Raw genomic sequence first — 19,274 nt, 5'->3', positions numbered from 1 at the left:
TTACATCTTCGTATACGGTTTAAAACGCTCTTGCAACTGGCGTAGCTGGTCGATACGGGCGTCATATCTGGCCTGTTGCTGGCTTCCCAGTTTCACCTGCGAGCTTGCGCTGCTAAGCATAGAGATGGCCTGGTCAAGACGCCCCGCCAGGGCATAGCCTTCCGCGCGCGCCGCCAGCTCTTGATCGCGGTTATTCAGGGTGGCTTCCGTTTGTGCTAACAAATCCCAGCCGTTAGCGTCATCTTTATTGTTAAACGTATAACGATTGAGGATGGTTGCGGCCTCTTTGGCTTGTCCGCCCTGTAAATACGCATTCGCCAGATTAAGTTGCAATACCGGATTTACGCGCAGGTCGCGCGCATTTTTCAGGCGATTAATGGCATCGCTGGTTTTCTTCTGACCGAGATCGATATCCGTAGCCAGGTCGAGATACCAGGCATTGTTAGGGTCTGCAGCCAGCAGAGGCTGCAGCGCTTTACGCGCCTCGTCATATTTACTGGCTTCCATCGCCTGTAGCGCCCGACCATATTGTGCAGCCCGTTGTTCACGGACATTGCCTTTCGACCAGTTGTCCAGCAGGTCGCTGGTTAGCTGGTTGCGGCCAGAATTATACATCCCCAGGGTTCGTGCTTTTGCCAGATAAAAGTCTTCAGACGATTGCACCACGGCTGGACGCATCTGGTTAGCCCGGTTACGTGCATCCGCCAGACGACTTTCTGGCAGGGGGTGAGTCAGCAGAATTTCAGGTGGACGTGTGGAGTAACGAGCCTGGTCGAGCAGTTTCTCCAGGAACGTTGGCATTGCTTGCGGATCAAAACCTGAGCGCTGCAGTACCTGAATACCAATACGATCCGCTTCCTGTTCATTCTGTTGGGTGAAGCTGATCATCCCCTGACGCGTTCCCGCCAGGGTGCCGGTAAGGGCTGCCATCCCCGCCTGCGGACTGGCCATTGCTAATAAAATTGAACCCAGTGCGCCTACCCATGTCAGCGGGGCGGTACGTTTTTGATCTTCCATGGCGCGCGCCAGGTGGCGCTGCGTGACGTGGGAGATTTCGTGCGCCATTACCGAGGCCAGTTGGCTTTCGTTATCGGAATAGCGAAAGAGTGCGGAGTGCAGAACAACGTTGCCGCCAAAAAAAGCAAAGGCGTTAATTTCGTCGTTATTAATCAAAAAGAAATGGAACGGGGTTTTTACTGAGTCTGCGTGGGATACCAGGCGCATCCCCAGAGTATTAATATATTGGGTCAGCAGCGGGTCGTTAATTAACGGCGCACTGCCGCGCAGTTGGCGCACGTAATAGTCGCCCATCTGCATTTCCTGACCGATGGAGAGTGTGCTCCCTGCTGAGGTCCCCATATCGGGTAACGTGTCCGCAGTATCAGCAAATGCGGGCGCGACCTGACCGATAGTTAGTGCAGCAATGAGGGTAGCAACCAGGTTTTTTTTCAACTGCCTGAACATAACCTCTGTCCTGTATTCATGGAGATAGCCATTTTGACCCGTGCTGCGAAGTATCGTTCACACTCCGGCAGCATTCGGAGTGTAACTGCGAAATCCTGCGATGAACACCCAGGAAGAATGTCTTTTCACTTTGCGGAATGAGTCATAAAAAGCGAAGTCTTTTTTGTGACATTTCGATACAATTCGGGATCGCAATCCCGCTATTGAGGTTCATGGAAGGGTTTTATGCTCGAAATGCTGATGCAATGGTATCGCCGCCGCTTTAGCGACCCAGAGGCTATTGCCTTGTTGGTTATCCTGGTTGCCGGTTTTGGTATTCTTTTTTTCTTTAGCGGTCTGTTAGCACCGCTGCTGGTCGCGATTGTGCTGGCTTACCTGCTTGAATGGCCGACAGTGCGTCTGGAAAATATCGGCTGTTCCCGACCCTGGGCGACATCCATTGTGCTGGTGGTGTTTGTCGGTATCTTGCTACTGATGGCGTTCGTGGTGATGCCTGTCGCGTGGCAGCAGGGGATTTATCTGATACGTGATATGCCCGGCATGCTGAATAAGCTTTCTGACTTTGCCGCAACCTTACCACGACGTTATCCGGCGCTGATGGACGCTGGCATTATTGATGCGATGGCGGAGAATATGCGCTCGCGGATGCTCACGATGGGCGACTCGGTGGTGAAATATTCTGTGGCCTCCCTGGTCGGATTACTGACACTGGCGGTTTATCTGGTTCTCGTGCCGTTGATGGTGTTCTTCCTGGTGAAAGATAAAGGGCAGATGCTGAATGCTGTGCGTCGGGTGTTGCCGCGTAATCGCGGGCTGGCGGGGCAGGTCTGGAAAGAGATGAATCAGCAAATCACTAACTACATTCGTGGCAAAGTGCTCGAAATGGTGGTGGTGGGGGTTGCGACCTGGCTTGGCTTCCTGCTGTTTGGCCTCAACTATTCTCTGCTATTGGCGGTGCTGGTCGGGTTCTCAGTCCTGATCCCGTATATCGGCGCCTTTGTGGTGACGATTCCGGTGGTTGGTGTGGCACTGTTCCAGTTTGGTCTCGGGACCGAATTCTGGAGCTGTTTTGCCGTGTACCTGATAATCCAGGCGCTGGATGGCAATCTGCTGGTCCCTGTACTTTTCTCCGAGGCTGTAAATCTGCATCCGTTGGTGATTATTCTGTCAGTGGTTATTTTCGGCGGTCTGTGGGGCTTTTGGGGCGTATTCTTTGCTATTCCGCTGGCGACGCTAATTAAAGCGGTAGTTCATGCCTGGCCGGATGGTCAGACGATTGACGAATCCTAATCAGGATGCTGTGGCGGCGCAATGCCGCCGGGTATCCATATTCTCTATTTGAATTATGCAGGTTGCTGCATGACAAGGAAGGTTATGAACTGTTCAATTCTTAATCTGACGCTGTTCCAACGTGGACACGTTTACGCACCTGAAGATCTGGGACTACAGGATATACTGGTTTCTGATGGCAAAATTGTTGCTGTTGCGCCCACAATCGCTGCAGAAGATTTTCCTGGCTGCCAGTGTATCAATCTTGATGGTGCTATTGTTTGTCCGGGGTTTATCGATCAGCACGTCCATCTGATCGGTGGCGGCGGGGAAGCTGGGCCACATACCCGCACGCCGGAGGTGCGTCTGTCGCGCCTGGTTGAAGCAGGTATTACTTCGGTTGTGGGATTACTGGGAACTGACGGCATCACCCGCCACCCGGAGTCGCTGTTGGCTAAAACCCGAGCTCTGGAGTATGAAGGCATCAGTGCCTGGATGCTAACCGGCGCTTACTCTTTACCTTCGCCGACTATTACCGGCAGTATTGAACGCGATGTGGCATTGATCGATAAAGTGATTGGGGTGAAATGTGCAGTTTCCGACCATCGATCATCTGCCCCGAATACAGCAGTGCTGGCGAATATGGCGGCTCAGTCGCGCGTAGGCGGATTGCTGGGACAAAAACCAGGGATCAGCGTATTCCATATGGGTGACAGTCCGCGCATGCTGGAGCCGTTGTATGACATTTTGAACAGCAGTGATGTACCTGTCACCAAGCTGTTGCCAACGCATGTTAACCGTGCGGAGCCGCTGTTTCAGGCCGCGTTAGAGTATGCCCGCAAAGGCGGTTATATCGACATCACCAGCAGTATTGATGAGCCTGTCTCCCCGGCAATGGCTATTGCTACCGCGCTGCGCCATGAAGTTCCACTGTCGCGTATTACCCTGAGTTCGGATGGTAATGGCAGCCAGCCGGAATTTGATGAACACGGTAATCTGACGGGGATTGGTGTAGCCGGATTCGAATCACTTGCTGATACGGTGCGCCAATTGGTGAAGGTTCATGCCATACCGTTGGAGCTGGCGCTACGTCCGCTGACACGCACAGTAGCGGAGTTCCTTGGGTTTGAGCATAAAGGCCGTCTGGCGGTCGGATGTGATGCGGATATTCTGGTACTAAACGACGAGCTGGAAGTTTATCACCTCTGGGCGAAGGGGGTTGCGGTAGTGAGAGAGAAGAAAGCGTGCGTTAAAGGTACATTTGAGTAGATAGCGGTTGTGCCGGATGGCGGTGTAAAAGCCTAATCCGGCACAATGTACATCAGGCGTTTTCTTTCAACCAGTTCATGACCACATCGTGGTGATTGCTGGTTTTGAAATCATCAAACACGTGTTCGATTTTACCCTCGGCATCAATCAGGAAGCTGATGCGATGGATGCCATCGTAGGTTTTTCCCATAAACGATTTCTCACCCCAGACACCGAACTGCTCGCATACCTGATGATCTTCATCGGACAGGAGCGTGAAGTTAAGCACTTCTTTTTCAGCAAATCGGGAAAGCTTTTCAGGTTTATCGGTGCTGATCCCCAGGACTTCAACACCTGCTTTTTTTAACTGATCCATGTTATCGCGTAAGCCGCAGGCTTGCACGGTACAGCCCGGCGTCATGGCTTTCGGGTAGAAATAAACCAGAACACGCTGTCCCTGGAAGTCGGTTAAATTTACTTGTTCTCCGTCTTGGTCCGGCAAGCTAAATTTCGGTGCGATATCACCGGCTTTCAGTGGGTTCATTACTTAACTCCATCCTGTTCATCATGCTGTGAGTAATTGACGACGTTAATACTGCCTTGCGCATTGAGTTCTGTACAGAGTGCTTTAAAGGCATCCTCAATATTTGCCGAATCGTGTGACGCGGGACTATGTGCCGTGATTTGGATAAACAGTTGTGCAGACTTTCCGTTTTCAGCCGGTTGTGTGCGAGAAACCAGTTCCGCGATATTCATTTGGTGACTGTCAAAAAGTGCGGTAAAGCGTTCTATCAGATGGGGAGAGTCGGGGACATCGACCTGCACCCATACCGTGGCGGGCATCGCCGGACGGGGGCGAGCAGTCGTTCGCTTCATCACAATCAATAAATCCAGCTCTGCACCTTTCAACGGCAAGGTTGATTCAATCAGGGTTATGGCATTCCAGGTACCGGATAACAGCATAATAAAAGTAAACTCGTCACCCAGCATGGCCAGTCGGCTGTCTTCAATATTACAGCCACAACTGCTGACATGACGAGTGATGGTGTTCACAATTCCCGGGCGATCAGCACCCAGCGCAGTAATGACCAGATAGTGTTGCGATGACGGTGTCAAACCTGTTCTTCCTTTGAGAGGTGAGGTAATCATAAGGAAAGCATAAAAAAAACATGCATACAACAATCAGAAGGGCTATGGTCGCTTGCTTTTATTGTCGTACCAAACGTACCATTGAGACACTTGTTTGCACAGAGGATGGCCCATGTTCACGGGAAGTATTGTCGCGCTTATTACGCCGATGGATGAGAAAGGTAAAGTCTGCCGGTCGAGCCTGAAAAAACTGATTGATTATCATGTCGCCAGCGGCACCTCGGCGATCGTTTCGGTTGGCACCACCGGTGAGTCCGCCACGTTGAGTCATGATGAGCATGGCGACGTGGTAATGATGACGCTGGAGCTGGCCGACGGGCGTATTCCGGTGATTGCCGGAACCGGCGCCAATGCGACCGCAGAAGCCATTAGTCTGACGCAGCGTTTCAACGACAGTGGTATTGTCGGCTGCCTGACGGTGACGCCTTACTACAACCGCCCAACCCAGGAAGGCCTGTTCCAGCATTTCAAAGCCATCGCTGAACATACTGACCTGCCGCAAATTCTGTATAATGTGCCGTCCCGTACTGGCTGCGATATGCTGCCGGAAACCGTTGGTCGTCTGGCGAAAGTAAAAAATATTGTCGCTATCAAAGAGGCCACAGGGAACTTAAGTCGTGTTCACCAGATCAAAGAGCTGGTTTCAGACGATTTTATTCTGCTCAGCGGTGATGACGCGACCGGGCTGGACTTTATTCAGCTTGGTGGTCATGGCGTGATTTCTGTTACGTCTAACGTAGCGGCACGTGATATGGCTGAAATGTGCAAACTGGCGGCAGAAGGGCACTTTGCCGAGGCGCGGGTGATCAATCAGCGTCTGATGCCGTTACACAACAAACTATTTGTCGAACCCAATCCTATCCCGGTGAAATGGGCATGTAAGGAGTTGGGACTTGTGGCGACCGATACACTGCGTCTGCCGATGACGCCAATCACGGACAATGCTCGTGATATCGTCAAAGCGGCGCTTAAGCATGCCGGTTTGCTGTAAAGTTTAGGGAGATTTGATGGCTTACTCAGTACAAAAGTCGCGCCTGGCCAAGGTTGCGGGTGTTTCGCTTGTTATGTTGCTCGCGGCCTGTAGTTCTGATTCGCGCTATAAGCGCCAGGTGAGCGGTGACGAATCCTATCTGGAGGCTGCACCGCTTGCTGAGCTTCACGCGCCAGCTGGGATGATTCTGCCGATAACCGCAGGTGACTATAATATCCCGGTTACTAACGGCAGTGGTGCCGTAGGTAAAGCGCTGGATATTCGCCCACCGGCTCAGCCGTTAGCATTAGTCAGTGGCGCACGTACCCAGATTGCGGGTGATACGGCAACATTGTTGGTGGAAAATGGCCGTGCCAACACTCTGTGGCCGCAGGTTGTCAGCGTGATTCAGTCTAAAAATTACACTATCACCAAACGCGATGATGCCAGCCAGACGCTGACTACCGATTGGGTTGACTGGAACCGTCTGGATGAAGACGAACAGTACCGTGGACGTTATCAAATCTCGGTTAAACCGCAGGGCTATCAGCAAGCGGTGACGGTGAAACTGGTTAACCTCGAACAGGCCGGTAAGCCAGTAGCTGATGCGGCGTCAATGCAGCGCTATAGTGCTGAGATGATGAACGTCATTTCTGCGGGTCTGGATAAGAACGCCACCGATGCTGCGAATGCCGCGCAGAACCGCTCTGCAGCAACTATGGATGTCCAGAGTGCTGCCGATGATACCGGGTTACCGATGTTGGTCGTTCGTGGACCGTTCAACGTGGTGTGGCAACGTCTGCCGGCGGCCCTTGAGAAAGTGGGCATGAAAGTGACCGACAGCACCCGTTCTCAGGGCAGTTTCGCCGTGACCTACAAACCACTGTCTGACAGCGGTTGGCAGGAACTGGGCGCAACCGATCCGGGTCTGGTATCCGGTGACTACAAACTGCAGGTCGGTGATTTAGACAACCGCAGCAGTATGCAGTTTATCGATCCGAAGGGACACACCCTGACGCAAAGCCAGAACGACGCGCTGGTTGCCGTCTTCCAGGCAGCTTTCAGTAAGTAAAAATAAAGGGCTGGAGTAATCCAGCCTTTTTTTCTGATATGATACGCAAACGTGTGCGTCAGCAGAAAAGCGCAATATTTATCGTTAATTCACACCCAGGAGTAATAAAGATGCAAAAGCAAGCTGAGTTGTATCGTGGTAAAGCGAAGACCGTATACAGCACGGAAAACCCGGACCTGTTGGTGCTCGAATTCCGCAATGATACGTCAGCAGGGGATGGCGCGCGCATTGAACAGTTTGATCGTAAAGGTATGGTGAACAATAAATTCAACCATTTCATTATGACTAAGCTGGAAGAAGCGGGTATTCCTACCCAAATGGAGCGACTGCTTTCTGATACCGAATGTCTGGTGAAAAAACTGGAGATGGTACCGGTTGAGTGCGTGGTGCGTAACCGTGCGGCAGGTTCTCTGGTGAAGCGTTTAGGCGTTGAGGAAGGTATTGAACTGAATCCGCCTCTGTTTGATCTGTTCCTGAAAAATGATGCAATGCACGACCCGATGATTAACGATTCTTACTGCGAAACTTTTGGTTGGGTGAGCAAAGAGAATCTGGCACGTATGAAAGAGCTGACCTACAAGGCCAATGACGTGCTGAAGAAAATGTTTGATGACGCAGGCCTGATTCTGGTCGACTTCAAACTTGAGTTTGGCTTGTATAAAGGCGAAGTCGTTCTGGGTGATGAATTCTCTCCGGATGGTAGCCGCCTGTGGGATAAAGAAACCCTGGATAAAATGGATAAAGATCGCTTCCGCCAGAGTCTGGGCGGCCTGATCGAAGCCTATGAAGCCGTCGCGCATCGCCTGGGCGTGAAGTTAGACTGATCCCTCCTTCGAGCCGGCGATCGCTCACCGGCTCATCAATCATACCTATTTGATTACTGTTTCTTATGGTAATCCTGTTCCGAACCGCCTACGATCATCATCATAATGAATAAAAAGTTGAGGTGATTATGCGCTGGCAAGGGCGTCGTGAAAGTGACAATGTAGAAGACAGACGTAATAGCTCTGGTGGTGGTCCTTCTATGGGCGGGCCAGGTTTTCGTTTGCCAAGTGGTAAAGGCGGCATCATCCTGCTGATTGTGGTGCTCGTGGCAGGGTATTACGGCGTGGATCTCACCGGATTAATGACAGGCCAACCCGTTTCACAAGAACAATCAACGCGCTCCATCAGTCCCAACGATGATGAAGCAGCCAAATTTACCTCGGTGATTCTGGCGACAACGGAAGATACCTGGGGGCAGCAGTTTGAAAAAATGGGCCGTACCTATCAGCAACCCAAGCTGGTGATGTATCGTGGTTCCATGCGTACCGGTTGCGGAGTGGGTCAGTCCATTATGGGACCGTTTTATTGCCCGGCTGACGGTACTGTTTATATCGACCTCTCATTCTATGACGACATGAAAAATAAGCTGGGCGCTGATGGTGATTTTGCTCAGGGCTATGTCATTGCGCATGAAGTGGGTCACCATGTGCAGAAACTGCTGGGTATCGAGCCAAAGATTCGCCAGATGCAACAGAACGCCTCACAGGCTGAAGTGAATCGACTTTCCGTGCGTATGGAACTGCAGGCGGATTGCTTTGCCGGCGTCTGGGGGCACAGTATGCAACAGCAAGGTGTGCTGGAGTCAGGTGATCTGGAAGAAGCGTTGAACGCCGCACAGGCCATTGGCGACGATCGCCTGCAGCAGCAGGGGCAAGGACGGGTGGTGCCGGACAGCTTTACGCACGGGAGCTCTGAACAGCGTCTTACCTGGTTTAAGCGTGGCTTTGATAGCGGCGATCCGGCGCAATGCAATACCTTTGGTAAAGGCATGTAAGATATTGAGGCAGGGATGTCTGACTACATCGCGCTGCGTGCGCTAACTGAACAAATGACCCGGGAAGGGATCCGCCGTTTGCTGATTATCAGTGGCGAGGGACTCTGGTGTCAGGAGCAGGCGTTAGCGCTGCGCGATACATTACCCGGCGACTGGCTGTGGGTTGGTGCAGAGCCTCCCTCAGAGCCGGGCTGTACGCCACAGGCGTTGCAAACGTTACTGGGACGTGAATTTCGTCATGCAGTCTTTGATGCGCGGTCTGGGTTTGACGCCGCAGCGTTTGCCGCATTAAGTGGTACGCTGTATGCCGGGAGCTGGCTGGTGCTGCTGACGCCCCCCTGGAACAGCTGGCAGACATATCCGGATGTAGATTCGCTGCGCTGGAGTGACTGCGCACAACCCATCCCTACGCCACACTTTGTCGAACACTTCAAACGGGTCATCACTCGCGACAGACAAGCTCTGCACTGGCAGCAGAATCAGTTATTTTCATGCCCACATTTCCCTGAACGCGCTGACTGGCAAGCCGCGAATGGGGAGCCTCAACCTGAGCAGGCGGCGATTTTACAACATCTGTTGGCTATGCCCTGTGGTGTGGTAACAGTGACTGCAGCACGTGGTCGGGGTAAATCAGCCTTAGCAGGGCAGTTGATTTCACGCATGAAGGGAACGGCAATTGTTACTGCGCCCGCTAAAGCGGCAACCGATGTGCTGGCACGCTTTGCCGGTGAGCGTTACCGCTTTATGGCCCCGGATGCGCTGTTAGCCGGGACTGAAACCGCAGACTGGCTTGTTGTTGATGAGGCCGCTGCCATTCCTGCACCGTTGCTGCATCAACTGGTTTCGCGTTTTCCCCGCACGTTGTTAACGACTACGGTTCAGGGTTATGAGGGAACCGGCAGAGGGTTCTTGTTAAAATTCTGCGCCCGTTTCCCGGCGCTGCGCCGATATGAGTTACAGCAGCCCGTCCGGTGGGCGCAGGGGTGTCCGCTGGAAAAAGTCGTCAGCGATGCACTGGTATTCGATGACGAAACTTTTATGCATTCGCCTCGGGGAGAGATCCGTTTTTCCACGTTTGAAGCGAATGCCTGGCGCACCAGGCCGAATCTGCCGCTGGCGGTATATCAGTTGCTTTCCGGGGCGCATTATCGCACCTCACCGCTGGATCTTCGCCGGATGATGGATGCGCCAGGTCAGCATTTTCTTCAGGCATCGGCCTCGGACTCGGTGGCTGGTGCCGTCTGGCTGGTGGACGAAGGAGGATTATCCGCAGAATTAAGTCAGGCTGTCTTTGCCGGGCACCGTCGACCAAGAGGGAATCTGGTGGCTCAGTCTCTGGCTGCCCACGGATGTTATCCGCTGGCGGCGACGCTCACTGGACGTCGGGTCAGCCGTATCGCGGTTCACCCCGCGCGCCAGCGGGAAGGTATAGGGCAACAGCTGATTATGCAGGTCCATCGCTATTCCACGCAGTGTGATTACCTCTCCGTCAGTTTTGGTTATACGCAAGAGCTATGGCGTTTCTGGCAGCGTTGTGGCTTTGTGTTGGTTCGTATGGGGAACCACCGGGAAGCCAGCAGCGGGTGCTACACCGCAATGGCTTTACTGCCCATCAGTGAGGCGGGGAGGCGTCTCGCTGAGAGGGAGAACCTGCGCTTGCGTCGTGACGCTGTGATTCTGGCTCAGTGGAATGACGAGGCCATTCCGGTATCCCCACTGAAAGAAACTACGCTTAATGATGATGACTGGGAAGAACTGGCGGGATTTGCCTTTGCACATCGGCCACTACTTACCTCATTGGGTTGTCTGAGTCGCCTGCTTCAGAACAGTACGCTTCCTCTCCCGGCGCTGCGAGGACGTTTACAAGAGCAATGCACTGACGCACAACTGTGCGAGCGACTGAACGTTTCTGGTCGTAAAGCATTGTTACTGCTTCAGCGTGCAGAGGCGGCGCAGGCGTTAGCGCAACTGGATACTGAACGCGAACAACGGCTACATAATCGCATTATGCAATGGTAATTTTTTCACTAACTTCTTCAATTTCCTGGCATGGTCATTGCGATTAAGCGGCGTAGAATGACGCTCATCAGTTAAGGAGATCGCCATGAAACATGACCATTTTGTTGTTCAAAGCCCCGATAAACCCGCGCAACAGTTGCTGCTGTTGTTTCATGGTGTAGGCGATAACCCTGTTGCCATGGGAGAGATAGGATCCTGGTTTGCACCTTTGTTTCCGGATGCGCTGATAGTGAGTATAGGCGGTGCTGAGCCATATGCTGCCACCTCCGGGCGTCAATGGTTTTCCGTTCAGGGCGTAACGGAAGAGAACCGTCAGGAACGTGTTGACGCTATCATGCCGGTATTTATCGAAACCGTTCGCTACTGGCAAAAACAGAGCGGCGTCGCACCTGGGGCAACTGCATTGATAGGCTTTTCGCAGGGGGCTATTATGTCGCTTGAAAGCATCAAAGCCGAGCCTGGACTGGCATCACGGGTGATTGCCTTTAATGGTCGTTACGCCAGTTTGCCGGAAGTGGCAACGACTGCCACGACAGTACATTTGATTCACGGTGGTGAAGACCGGGTGATTGAGTTATCTCACGCCGTTGCGGCTCAGGACGCGTTAATTCGCGCGGGCGGTGATGTGACGCTGGATATCGTTGAAAACCTGGGTCACGCCATTGACGATCGCAGCATGCAGTTTGCTCTCGACCATTTGCGCTTTACTGTGCCGAAGCACTATTTCGATGAAGCGTTAAGTGGGGGGAAACCAAACGATGATGATGTCATTGAGATGATGTAACCCTGTAGGCCAGATAAGCGTAGCGCCATCAGGCGCGGGTGCCGGATGGCAACGCTACGCGTATAATTCGGCCTACGGGTTATTTTTTCGGTTGGTCTTTGTTCGGCCAATCGTCGTCGTCGTCCCATTTATCGTTAAAGTCACGATGCGGGGGAAGCTCCGGTTTATTCGCGAGAAATTTTTTGTGGTCGACGCGCTTGAGATCTTTAATTACATTCAGCAATACGCCTACCAGAAACACCAGCACTAAAATCCACCAATATTTAGCCAGCCAGTCCATGCTCATTTCCTCTTACAGGGCCACTCATCAGGTGACGAGTTGCTCCATGATACGTTGATACATTCGGGCAAGCAGTTGCAGGTCGGCGGCATTAACGCATTCATTTATTTTATGAATGGTGGCATTGACCGGACCAAGTTCAACCACCTGCGCCCCCATGCGGGCAATAAAACGCCCATCGGACGTTCCGCCTGTAGTCAGTAACTGCGGTTTAATTTCATTATAGTGCTCAATGGCGTTCACCACTGCATCCACCAGTTTGCCGCGCTCGGTCAGGAATGGCTGGCCGGAGAGCCACCAGTCAACGGTGTAACGCAACTGGTGCTTATCCAGCAATTCCAGCACCCGGGATTTGATCATCTCGTCATTTAACTCAGTGCTGAAACGGAAGTTGAACTGGATAAACAGTTCACCAGGGATAACATTGTTGCTGCCGGTTCCTGCCTGAATATTGGCAATTTGCATGCTCGTTGCCGGGAAGAATTCATTGCCCTGATCCCACTCGATCGCCACCAGTTCATTCAGCATTGGCGCTGCGCGGTGAACCGGGTTATCGGCCAGATGCGGGTAGGCTACGTGACCCTGCACGCCGTGAATGGTCAGGTTGCAGGTCAGTGAACCCCGACGCCCATTTTTAACCACGTCACCGACGATTTCCGTACTGGACGGCTCGCCGACCAGACAATAGTCCAGCCGCTCGTTGCGCGCCATCAGCGCTTCAACAACCTTAACGGTGCCATTTTTGGCGCTGGCTTCTTCGTCTGAAGTGATTAAAAACGCCAGACGGCCTTTGTGGTTAGGGTGTTGGGCGACGAAGCGCTCAGCTGCGACAACCATCGCCGCCAGCGAGCCTTTCATATCGGCAGCGCCACGCCCGAACAGCAGACCGTCGCGGATCGTCGGTTCAAATGGCGGATTAATCCAGCGATCAACATCGCCAGCGGGCACTACGTCAGTGTGACCGGCAAATGCCAGCGTCTCACCTTGTCCGCGCCATGCCCAAAAATTCTGTGTGTCACCAAAATCCATACGCTCAACGGTAAAACCTACCGCGCGCAGGCGTTCAATCATTAACGCCTGGCACCCGGCATCATCCGGGCTCAGGGAAGGACGGCGAATAAGCTGCTGTGTCAGCTCAATAACCGGGCACGACATAGACTACACCTCATTAAAAAACTGCATATAACTGGATTCACTGAAACCCAGCAGCATAGGCTTACCCGGCGCGCAGAGCAATGGGCGTTTGATAATTGCTGGCATTTCAATCATCAACGAGGCGGCGGCATCCGCATCGGTAATTTGATTACGCGTTGCTTCATCGAGTCTACGCCATGTGGTCCCACGCGTATTGAGCAGTGACTCCCAACCTAACTCGCTGATAAAGGATTGTAATAGCGCGTTGTCGAGGCCATCGACGCGATAATCATGGAAACGATAGTCGATCCCGTGAGCTTCCAGCCAGCGCCTGGCTTTTTTAATGGTATCGCAATTCTTAATGCCGTAGAGGGTGATCATTTGAATCCTTATTAACGTAATTTGAATATTTATTCTTGTGCTTTGTGATCCCTGATAATACATATTGTCATTCAATCGTTATAGAAAAATATAACATTGTTGAACAACAGTGAATAATGATTCCTGAAAGTTCCGAAACTCTCACTGAACTGGAATTCAGATTTTACCTCTTTGCATCAGACTGTTTTTCCATCAGAATTGCCAGAGTAGTAGATGATGTATGAATATTTCAAAATATTGCAGTAAGTCACATAAAATTTATGGGTATGGCGCATAGTGATGACATGACCCCCAGCACTGGAGAATGTAATCACAACTATCGATTAAATTATCTTCTTTGAAAGAGAATGATTTTGTAGAATATCCATAATAATAAGAGAGGTTGTTATGATTGAACGTGAACTGGGGAACTGGAAAGACTTTATCGAAGTGATGCTTCGTAAATAAATTTCTGGCAGACAATCCTGAAAAGGATAAAAAAAGGCGACTTATTGTAAGTCGCCTTTTTTGTGTGTTATTCCGGTTTTGGCTTCAGAGGGAAGCGCCTGCGCACCAGTACAAAGAACAGTGGGACGAAGTAAATAGCCAGAATTGTGGCTGAAATCATTCCGCCCATCACGCCGGTACCAACCGCATGTTGACCGCCGGAGCCTGCACCGCTGCTGATGGTCATCGGTAACACCCCGAATATAAACGCCAGAGAGGTCATCAAAATCGGACGCAGGCGCTGGCGACACGCATGCAGCGTGGCGTCGAGCAAATCGTGCCCTTTTTCATTCATCTCATTGGCGAATTCAACAATCAAGATCGCGTTTTTGGCCGAAAGCCCGATAACTGTTAATAACCCGACCTGGAAATACACATCGTTTTCCAGACCCCGCGCCCAGGTTGCCAGCAGGGCGCCAATCACCCCCAACGGTACGACCAGCATGACGGAGAATGGAACAGACCAGCTTTCATACAGCGCGGCGAGGCACAGGAATACCACCAGCAGTGAAATGGCATACAGAGCAGGGGCCTGGGAACCAGAAAGTCGTTCCTGATATGACATTGCCGTCCATTCGAGGCCGAATCCAGTCGGCAACTGATGGACCAGGGATTCCATTACGTCCATTGCTGTACCGGTACTGACGCCGGGCGCGGCTTCCCCTACGATCTCGACGGCAGAGTAACCGTTATAGCGTTCCAGGCGCGGCGAACCTGTCTCCCAGCGCGAAGTGGCAAATGCTGAGAAGGGCACCATGCCGCCGCTATTATTGCGCACGTACCAGAGATTGATGTCATCAGGAAGCATGCGATATTTTGCTGCCGCCTGTACATAAACCTTCTTCACGCGCCCCCTGTCCATAAAGTCATTGACGTAACTGGAGCCCCAGGCCGTCTGCAATGTATCGTTGATATCATCAATCGAAACCCCCAGCGCCTGGGCTTTACGCTGGTCGATATCAATTTGCAACTGCGGGCTGTCGTCCAGACCATTATGGCGTACGCGGGTCAGGGAGGTGTCTTTAGCTGCAAGCTCAATCAGCTTGTCACGTGCCGCCATTAACGCATCATGACCCGCACCGGCATGATCCTGTAATTCCATATCGAAACCGGCAGAGCTACCGAGGCCGCTAATAGCCGGAGGGCTACTGGCGAAGACACGGGCCTCTTTAATCTGGTTAAAGGCTTTGGTGGCGCGCTCGATAATGGCAAATGAGGTTCCGGTAGTGGTACCACGCTCATCCCAGTCTTTTAAGCGGACGAACATTCGCGCTACGTTTTGTCCATTTCCGCCAGGGCCGGAACCGACCGTGGAGAAGACTGACATAATGTTGTCTTTTTCATGGGTGAAGTAATACTTCTCCACTTCTTCCACCACTTTTAACGTCTGCTGCTGGGTGGAGCCGCTGGGCAACTGTACTGAAGTGGTGAACATACCCCTGTCTTCCAGCGGCAGGAAAGAGGTTGGCAGCCGCAGGAACAGGAACACCATTCCGCCGAGCAGCAACACGTAGATCAGTATCCAGCGCAGGCTGCGATGTAAGATTCTGGCGACACCTTTCTCGTAGCGTTCGGCGTTGTGGTTAAACATGCGGTTAAACCAGCCGAAGAATCCGGTTTGTCCGTGGTGTTCGCCCTTATGCAGCGGCTTGAGTAGCGTGGCGCACAGAGCAGGAGTCAGGATCATCGCCACCAGTACCGAGAGCACCATCGCTGAGACAATCGTAATCGAGAACTGACGGTAAATTGCCCCGGTCGTGCCGCCGAAGAAGGCCATCGGGATAAACACTGCCGACAACACCATGGCGATACCAACCAACGCCCCCTGAATCTGCCCCATCGATTTTCGTGTTGCTTCACGCGGCGAGAGACCTTCCTCGCTCATGATTCGCTCGACGTTTTCCACTACCACAATGGCGTCATCAACCAGCAGGCCAATTGCCAGCACCATTGCAAACATCGTTAATGTGTTAACACTGTAGCCAAAGGCATAGAGCACAGAGAAGGTGCCCATTAAGACGACGGGGACAGCAATCGTGGGAATAAGCGTCGCACGGAAGTTTTGCAAAAACAGGTACATCACCAGGAATACCAGCGCAATGGCTTCCAGCAGCGTTTTCACCACGTCAATAATCGAAGCTTTTACAAAAGAGGTGGTTTCATATGCCACCTTGTATTCCAGACCATGAGGGAAGTACTGAGACAGCTCATTGAGGCGATTGATAACCAGATCGGCCGTTGCCATTTCATTGGCGCCAGAGGCGAGTTTAACGCCAAGACCAGATGCGGGATTTCCGTTAAACCGGCTGAGGTAGTCATACTTCTCGGCCCCCATTTCGACCGTTGCCACATCACTCAGTTTAACCTCTGAACCGTTCTGATTGACGCGCAGCGTAATATCGCGGAATTGTTGTGGCGTTTGTAGCAATGACTGAGCATTAATCGTCGCATTCAGCGCCTGCTTGTCCACTGAAGGTGTACCACCAAGTTGGCCAACGGCAATTTGAGCATTCTGTGACTCAATAGCATCGGTCACATCTTTGGCGGTCATCTGGAAGCTGTTAAGTTTGGCCGGGTCGAGCCAGATACGCATGGAGTATTGTGACCCGTAGGCGTCAATATCTCCCACGCCGTTAATTCGGCTGAGCGGATCCTGAATATTACTGGCGACGTAGTCTGCAATGTCCTGCTTGTCCATTGAGCCGTCAGTAGAGACAAAAGCGATGGTCAGAATATTGGTATCCCCGGTTTTACGCACGGTTACCCCCTGATCCTGTACCGCCTGCGGCAACTTACGCATTGCCGATTGCAGCTGGTTTTGTACCTGCTGCACGGCTTCATCAGGATCGGTTCCTGCTACAAAGCTAAGCATTACCGTCGCCTGACCCGTCCCGCTGCTTTGTGATGACATGTACATCAGATTATCGAGGCCGGTCATGTTCTGCTCGATAACCTGGGTCACGGTGTTTTCCAGAGTTTGTGCTGATGCACCAGGATAATTCGCAGTCACGCGCACGTTTGGCGGAGCGAGATCGGGATATTGCTCAACGGGCAGCGAAAAAATAGCCAGGGTTCCTGTCAGGCACAACAGGATAGCTAACACCCAGGCAAAAATGGGGCGATCGATAAAAAAATTCGCCATTAAAAGGGGACCTCGTGTTTCTGCATATAATAATGGGTATGACTTGCTTCACTGTAGCGGCAAGGTACGGGCCAAACGTGGAGAAAAAAAGAAGATAATGTAAATTATCATGCGCGTTTACAGCGTACCTTTTGTGCCAACGCCGTCTGGCCTGCACCTGGACTATCCGGCGTTTTATCGTTGTTTACATGAGTTGTCTTTCCCTTTATGCCGATCGAAAGCTGATGCTCACCAGCGTTCCGCCTCCGGAGGGCTGGGAGAAGGTCAACGTGCCGCCAAGTCTTTCTGCCCGCTCACGCATAATATTCAAACCGTAGTGTCCTGTAGGCTCATGAGGCTCACCAATTCCGATGCCGTTATCCCGGATATAAACAGTGTGGTTATCATCCGGTGCAGTCACGCAACTGACGGCAATTTCGGTCGCACTGGCATGTTTAATGGCGTTAAGCACAGCTTCACGCACGATCTGCAACAGATGCACCTGCATTTGCGCATCCAGCGCCAGCGTTGGTAATCGACAATCGAGTGTCAGTTTAGCCGAAGTCTGGTTTTGCAGGGTTTCCAGCATTTCATGCAGGGCGGAGGGCAGATCCGCCTGCTGCAAGGTCAGACGGAAGGTCGTGAGCAGCTCGCGCAGTTGGCGGTAAGCATCGTTCAACGCCTGAGAAAAGTCCGCCATGATACTCTGCGCCGGGGCGTTATCTTCCGGGATCGAGCGTTTCAGCAGCGTGAGCTGAATGCGTAAATAGGAGAGTACCTGCGCCAGCGAGTCGTGGAGTTCGCGCGCGATGGTCGCTCGCTCTTCCATTAACAATAACTGCTGAAAATGTTTCTGCGCCTGATTAAAGTACAGCCCGCGCCCCAGCATGGTCGAAACGCTGTTCAACAGCGGTGTGGAGGCATGCACATTGGGGCTTTGCCAGTGAAGTTCACCGTAAACGGTATCCTGCATCATGACCGGCAGGATCTGCATTGGCAGGTCGTGGCTTTCCGTCCCCTCGCTGATACGCCAGTTATCACCGACGGTGAGTTCCAGGAAATACGCAGCGTCGTGTTCGCGGACAATTTGTAAAATATGCCGGAAGCAGTGTACATCGATTTGGCTGGTATTCAGCGCCTGAGAACACTGGTACAACACTTCCAGGCGGCGGTTTGCTTCGTGGAGATCGTGCGTTTTCTCAGCCACAGAGGCTTCCAGCGAACGATACAGCTTATGCAACTCACTCGACATCTGGCTAAAGGTCTTAGCCAGCAATCCCAGTTCGTTAGGCAAATCAGTGTCCAGCGACGGGATATCAAACTGACCGTGTTCAATGTGCTGGCTGGCCATCACCAGCTTATTGAGTGGACGAACTACCTGCTGGCGAATACGCCGTAGGGTAAAGAACACCAGAGTAAATATTCCGATCCCGCCTGCCAGTGAAATCCCAAAAACCAGTTTCACTTTACGCTCGGCATAATGCTGTAACGCCAACACGAAGAGGTCAATTTGATCAACATAGTTGTTGATATTGGTTTGATACCATTTCAAATCGCCACTTATCAGTCGGGAGTTCATTTCCAGCCAGTTTGCATGCAGATGTCCATAGCGGCTTTTTACCGTTTGCGGCACATACCAGGCGTTCAGATTTTGTAATGCTGGAGAGTTTAGCGCCTGCTGGAACAACTCACGGTGTGAACTGAGTTGCGGGCTGTTGCTTTGTAGATCGTAACCCAGCCGATAGCTTTGCATGCGTAATGAACCGGCAATATTGATGGCTTCCGCATCTCGCAAGCTGCTGGTCAGTGTGAGCAGTGCAATGCCCGTTGAGAGAATTGACAGCAGCACAATGTAGAAAAAAGCCTTGGCCAGGCTGGCCGATACCGGACGTTTTACCGTCACTTGCGCATCCTCACACAATACATGTAGCGCTTTGATACAGCTAAAACGATTCAATGTATTTGATAAATGTTAATAAAATCGCCTGAAACAGGATGGTAACTGAAACGCAATTTCATATGCGATGAAATAAATTGATCTGCCACAGGTTCTGGATAAATAGTTGTGCTTCCTGGGC

At 52.0% G+C, this 19,274-nt stretch carries 17 protein-coding genes; 9 read left to right on the top strand and 8 right to left on the bottom strand.

Features of this window, described 5'->3' with window-relative positions; genetic code table 11:
* Entirely contained in the window at window positions 1-1,464 is a 1,464-nt protein-coding gene (gene bepA, locus LG384_RS16880) for a beta-barrel assembly-enhancing protease (RefSeq protein ID WP_225761257.1), read from the bottom strand.
* 225 nt (window positions 1,465-1,689) lie between these two features.
* Here bepA and LG384_RS16875 point away from each other — a divergent pair, with 225 nt between their 5' ends.
* Together LG384_RS16875 and iadA are read left to right on the top strand one after the other, a co-directional pair.
* The gene (locus tag LG384_RS16875; protein WP_045446065.1) at window positions 1,690-2,754 is read left to right on the top strand and encodes an AI-2E family transporter; all 1,065 of its coding nucleotides are present in this window, start codon (window positions 1,690-1,692) and stop codon (window positions 2,752-2,754) included.
* 84 nt (window positions 2,755-2,838) lie between these two features.
* A complete protein-coding gene (gene iadA, locus LG384_RS16870; protein WP_048220839.1) occupies window positions 2,839-4,002 on the top strand; it encodes a beta-aspartyl-peptidase in 1,164 nt (387 codons plus the stop codon).
* 52 nt (window positions 4,003-4,054) lie between these two features.
* Here the strand turns inward: iadA and bcp are convergent, their stop codons facing one another.
* Complete coding sequence (gene bcp / locus LG384_RS16865) at window positions 4,055-4,525, bottom strand: thioredoxin-dependent thiol peroxidase (protein WP_006683508.1); 471 nt, start codon at window positions 4,523-4,525, stop codon at window positions 4,055-4,057.
* Window positions 4,525-5,097, bottom strand: a complete 573-nt coding sequence (locus LG384_RS16860; protein WP_197086121.1) for a glycine cleavage system transcriptional repressor — start codon at window positions 5,095-5,097, stop codon at window positions 4,525-4,527. Before LG384_RS16860 ends, bcp begins: the two co-directional genes overlap by 1 nt.
* A gap of 145 nt (window positions 5,098-5,242) precedes the next feature.
* Here LG384_RS16860 and dapA point away from each other — a divergent pair, with 145 nt between their 5' ends.
* The 6 genes from dapA to ypfH all read left to right on the top strand — a co-directional run bounded on the left by dapA (window position 5,243) and on the right by ypfH (window position 11,794).
* Window positions 5,243-6,121, top strand: a complete 879-nt coding sequence (dapA, locus tag LG384_RS16855; RefSeq protein ID WP_045446056.1) for a 4-hydroxy-tetrahydrodipicolinate synthase — start codon at window positions 5,243-5,245, stop codon at window positions 6,119-6,121.
* Between the two features lie 16 nt (window positions 6,122-6,137).
* Window positions 6,138-7,172 (top strand): outer membrane protein assembly factor BamC, encoded by a 1,035-nt coding sequence (bamC, locus tag LG384_RS16850; protein WP_045446053.1) that lies wholly within the window; start codon window positions 6,138-6,140, stop codon window positions 7,170-7,172.
* A gap of 110 nt (window positions 7,173-7,282) precedes the next feature.
* Window positions 7,283-7,996, top strand: coding sequence for a phosphoribosylaminoimidazolesuccinocarboxamide synthase (purC, locus tag LG384_RS16845; RefSeq protein WP_045446050.1), 714 nt, complete (start codon window positions 7,283-7,285; stop codon window positions 7,994-7,996).
* 128 nt (window positions 7,997-8,124) lie between these two features.
* A complete protein-coding gene (locus LG384_RS16840; protein ID WP_225761256.1) occupies window positions 8,125-8,991 on the top strand; it encodes a neutral zinc metallopeptidase in 867 nt (288 codons plus the stop codon).
* A gap of 15 nt (window positions 8,992-9,006) precedes the next feature.
* Window positions 9,007-11,010, top strand: a complete 2,004-nt coding sequence (locus LG384_RS16835) for a tRNA(Met) cytidine acetyltransferase TmcA (protein ID WP_225761255.1) — start codon at window positions 9,007-9,009, stop codon at window positions 11,008-11,010.
* A gap of 85 nt (window positions 11,011-11,095) precedes the next feature.
* Entirely contained in the window at window positions 11,096-11,794 is a 699-nt protein-coding gene (gene ypfH / locus LG384_RS16830) for an esterase (RefSeq protein ID WP_048220842.1), read from the top strand.
* Window positions 11,795-11,873: 79 nt separating this feature from the next.
* Here the strand turns inward: ypfH and LG384_RS16825 are convergent, their stop codons facing one another.
* From LG384_RS16825 to LG384_RS16815, 3 genes are read right to left on the bottom strand one after another with little or no spacing between them, the layout of a single operon-like run.
* Window positions 11,874-12,074, bottom strand: a complete 201-nt coding sequence (locus LG384_RS16825; protein WP_003835080.1) for a YpfN family protein — start codon at window positions 12,072-12,074, stop codon at window positions 11,874-11,876.
* Between the two features lie 27 nt (window positions 12,075-12,101).
* Entirely contained in the window at window positions 12,102-13,229 is a 1,128-nt protein-coding gene (gene dapE, locus LG384_RS16820; protein ID WP_225761254.1) for a succinyl-diaminopimelate desuccinylase, read from the bottom strand.
* Window positions 13,230-13,232: 3 nt separating this feature from the next.
* Entirely contained in the window at window positions 13,233-13,589 is a 357-nt protein-coding gene (locus LG384_RS16815; RefSeq protein WP_200010295.1) for an ArsC family reductase, read from the bottom strand.
* Window positions 13,590-13,976: 387 nt separating this feature from the next.
* Between LG384_RS16815 and ypfM the strand changes: the two genes are divergently transcribed.
* The gene (gene ypfM, locus LG384_RS16810; RefSeq protein ID WP_001386977.1) at window positions 13,977-14,036 is read left to right on the top strand and encodes a protein YpfM; all 60 of its coding nucleotides are present in this window, start codon (window positions 13,977-13,979) and stop codon (window positions 14,034-14,036) included.
* A 67-nt stretch (window positions 14,037-14,103) separates the two neighbouring features.
* Here the strand turns inward: ypfM and acrD are convergent, their stop codons facing one another.
* Together acrD and narQ are read right to left on the bottom strand one after the other, a co-directional pair.
* Window positions 14,104-17,217: a multidrug efflux RND transporter permease AcrD gene (acrD, locus tag LG384_RS16805; RefSeq protein ID WP_045446027.1), complete on the bottom strand. Its 3,114-nt coding sequence runs from the start codon at window positions 17,215-17,217 to the stop codon at window positions 14,104-14,106.
* Window positions 17,218-17,422: 205 nt separating this feature from the next.
* Entirely contained in the window at window positions 17,423-19,099 is a 1,677-nt protein-coding gene (gene narQ, locus LG384_RS16800; protein WP_045446024.1) for a nitrate/nitrite two-component system sensor histidine kinase NarQ, read from the bottom strand.
* Window positions 19,100-19,274: the final 175 nt, after the last annotated feature.

The sequence above is a fragment of the Citrobacter sp. Marseille-Q3906 genome (assembly GCF_916618775.1).
GTDB classification, from domain to species: domain Bacteria; phylum Pseudomonadota; class Gammaproteobacteria; order Enterobacterales; family Enterobacteriaceae; genus Citrobacter; species Citrobacter murliniae.
The sequence above is the reverse complement of the archived record's forward strand: the minus strand, read 5'-3'. Positions and strand labels throughout refer to the sequence as shown.

Excerpts from the sequence above, each read along its gene's own strand:
- bepA (WP_225761257.1), bottom strand. The coding sequence starts at position 1,464 with ATGTTCAGGCAGTTGAAAAAAAACCTGGTTGCTACCCTCATTGCTGCA.
- iadA (WP_048220839.1), top strand. The coding sequence starts at position 2,839 with ATGAACTGTTCAATTCTTAATCTGACGCTGTTCCAACGTGGACACGTT.
- LG384_RS16825 (WP_003835080.1), bottom strand. The coding sequence starts at position 12,074 with ATGGACTGGCTGGCTAAATATTGGTGGATTTTAGTGCTGGTGTTTCTG.
- acrD (WP_045446027.1), bottom strand. The coding sequence starts at position 17,217 with ATGGCGAATTTTTTTATCGATCGCCCCATTTTTGCCTGGGTGTTAGCT.
- purC (WP_045446050.1), top strand. The coding sequence starts at position 7,283 with ATGCAAAAGCAAGCTGAGTTGTATCGTGGTAAAGCGAAGACCGTATAC.
- dapE (WP_225761254.1), bottom strand. The coding sequence starts at position 13,229 with ATGTCGTGCCCGGTTATTGAGCTGACACAGCAGCTTATTCGCCGTCCT.
- dapA (WP_045446056.1), top strand. The coding sequence starts at position 5,243 with ATGTTCACGGGAAGTATTGTCGCGCTTATTACGCCGATGGATGAGAAA.
- ypfH (WP_048220842.1), top strand. The coding sequence starts at position 11,096 with ATGAAACATGACCATTTTGTTGTTCAAAGCCCCGATAAACCCGCGCAA.
- LG384_RS16840 (WP_225761256.1), top strand. The coding sequence starts at position 8,125 with ATGCGCTGGCAAGGGCGTCGTGAAAGTGACAATGTAGAAGACAGACGT.
- LG384_RS16875 (WP_045446065.1), top strand. The coding sequence starts at position 1,690 with ATGCTCGAAATGCTGATGCAATGGTATCGCCGCCGCTTTAGCGACCCA.
- bcp (WP_006683508.1), bottom strand. The coding sequence starts at position 4,525 with ATGAACCCACTGAAAGCCGGTGATATCGCACCGAAATTTAGCTTGCCG.
- LG384_RS16835 (WP_225761255.1), top strand. The coding sequence starts at position 9,007 with ATGTCTGACTACATCGCGCTGCGTGCGCTAACTGAACAAATGACCCGG.
- LG384_RS16815 (WP_200010295.1), bottom strand. The coding sequence starts at position 13,589 with ATGATCACCCTCTACGGCATTAAGAATTGCGATACCATTAAAAAAGCC.
- bamC (WP_045446053.1), top strand. The coding sequence starts at position 6,138 with ATGGCTTACTCAGTACAAAAGTCGCGCCTGGCCAAGGTTGCGGGTGTT.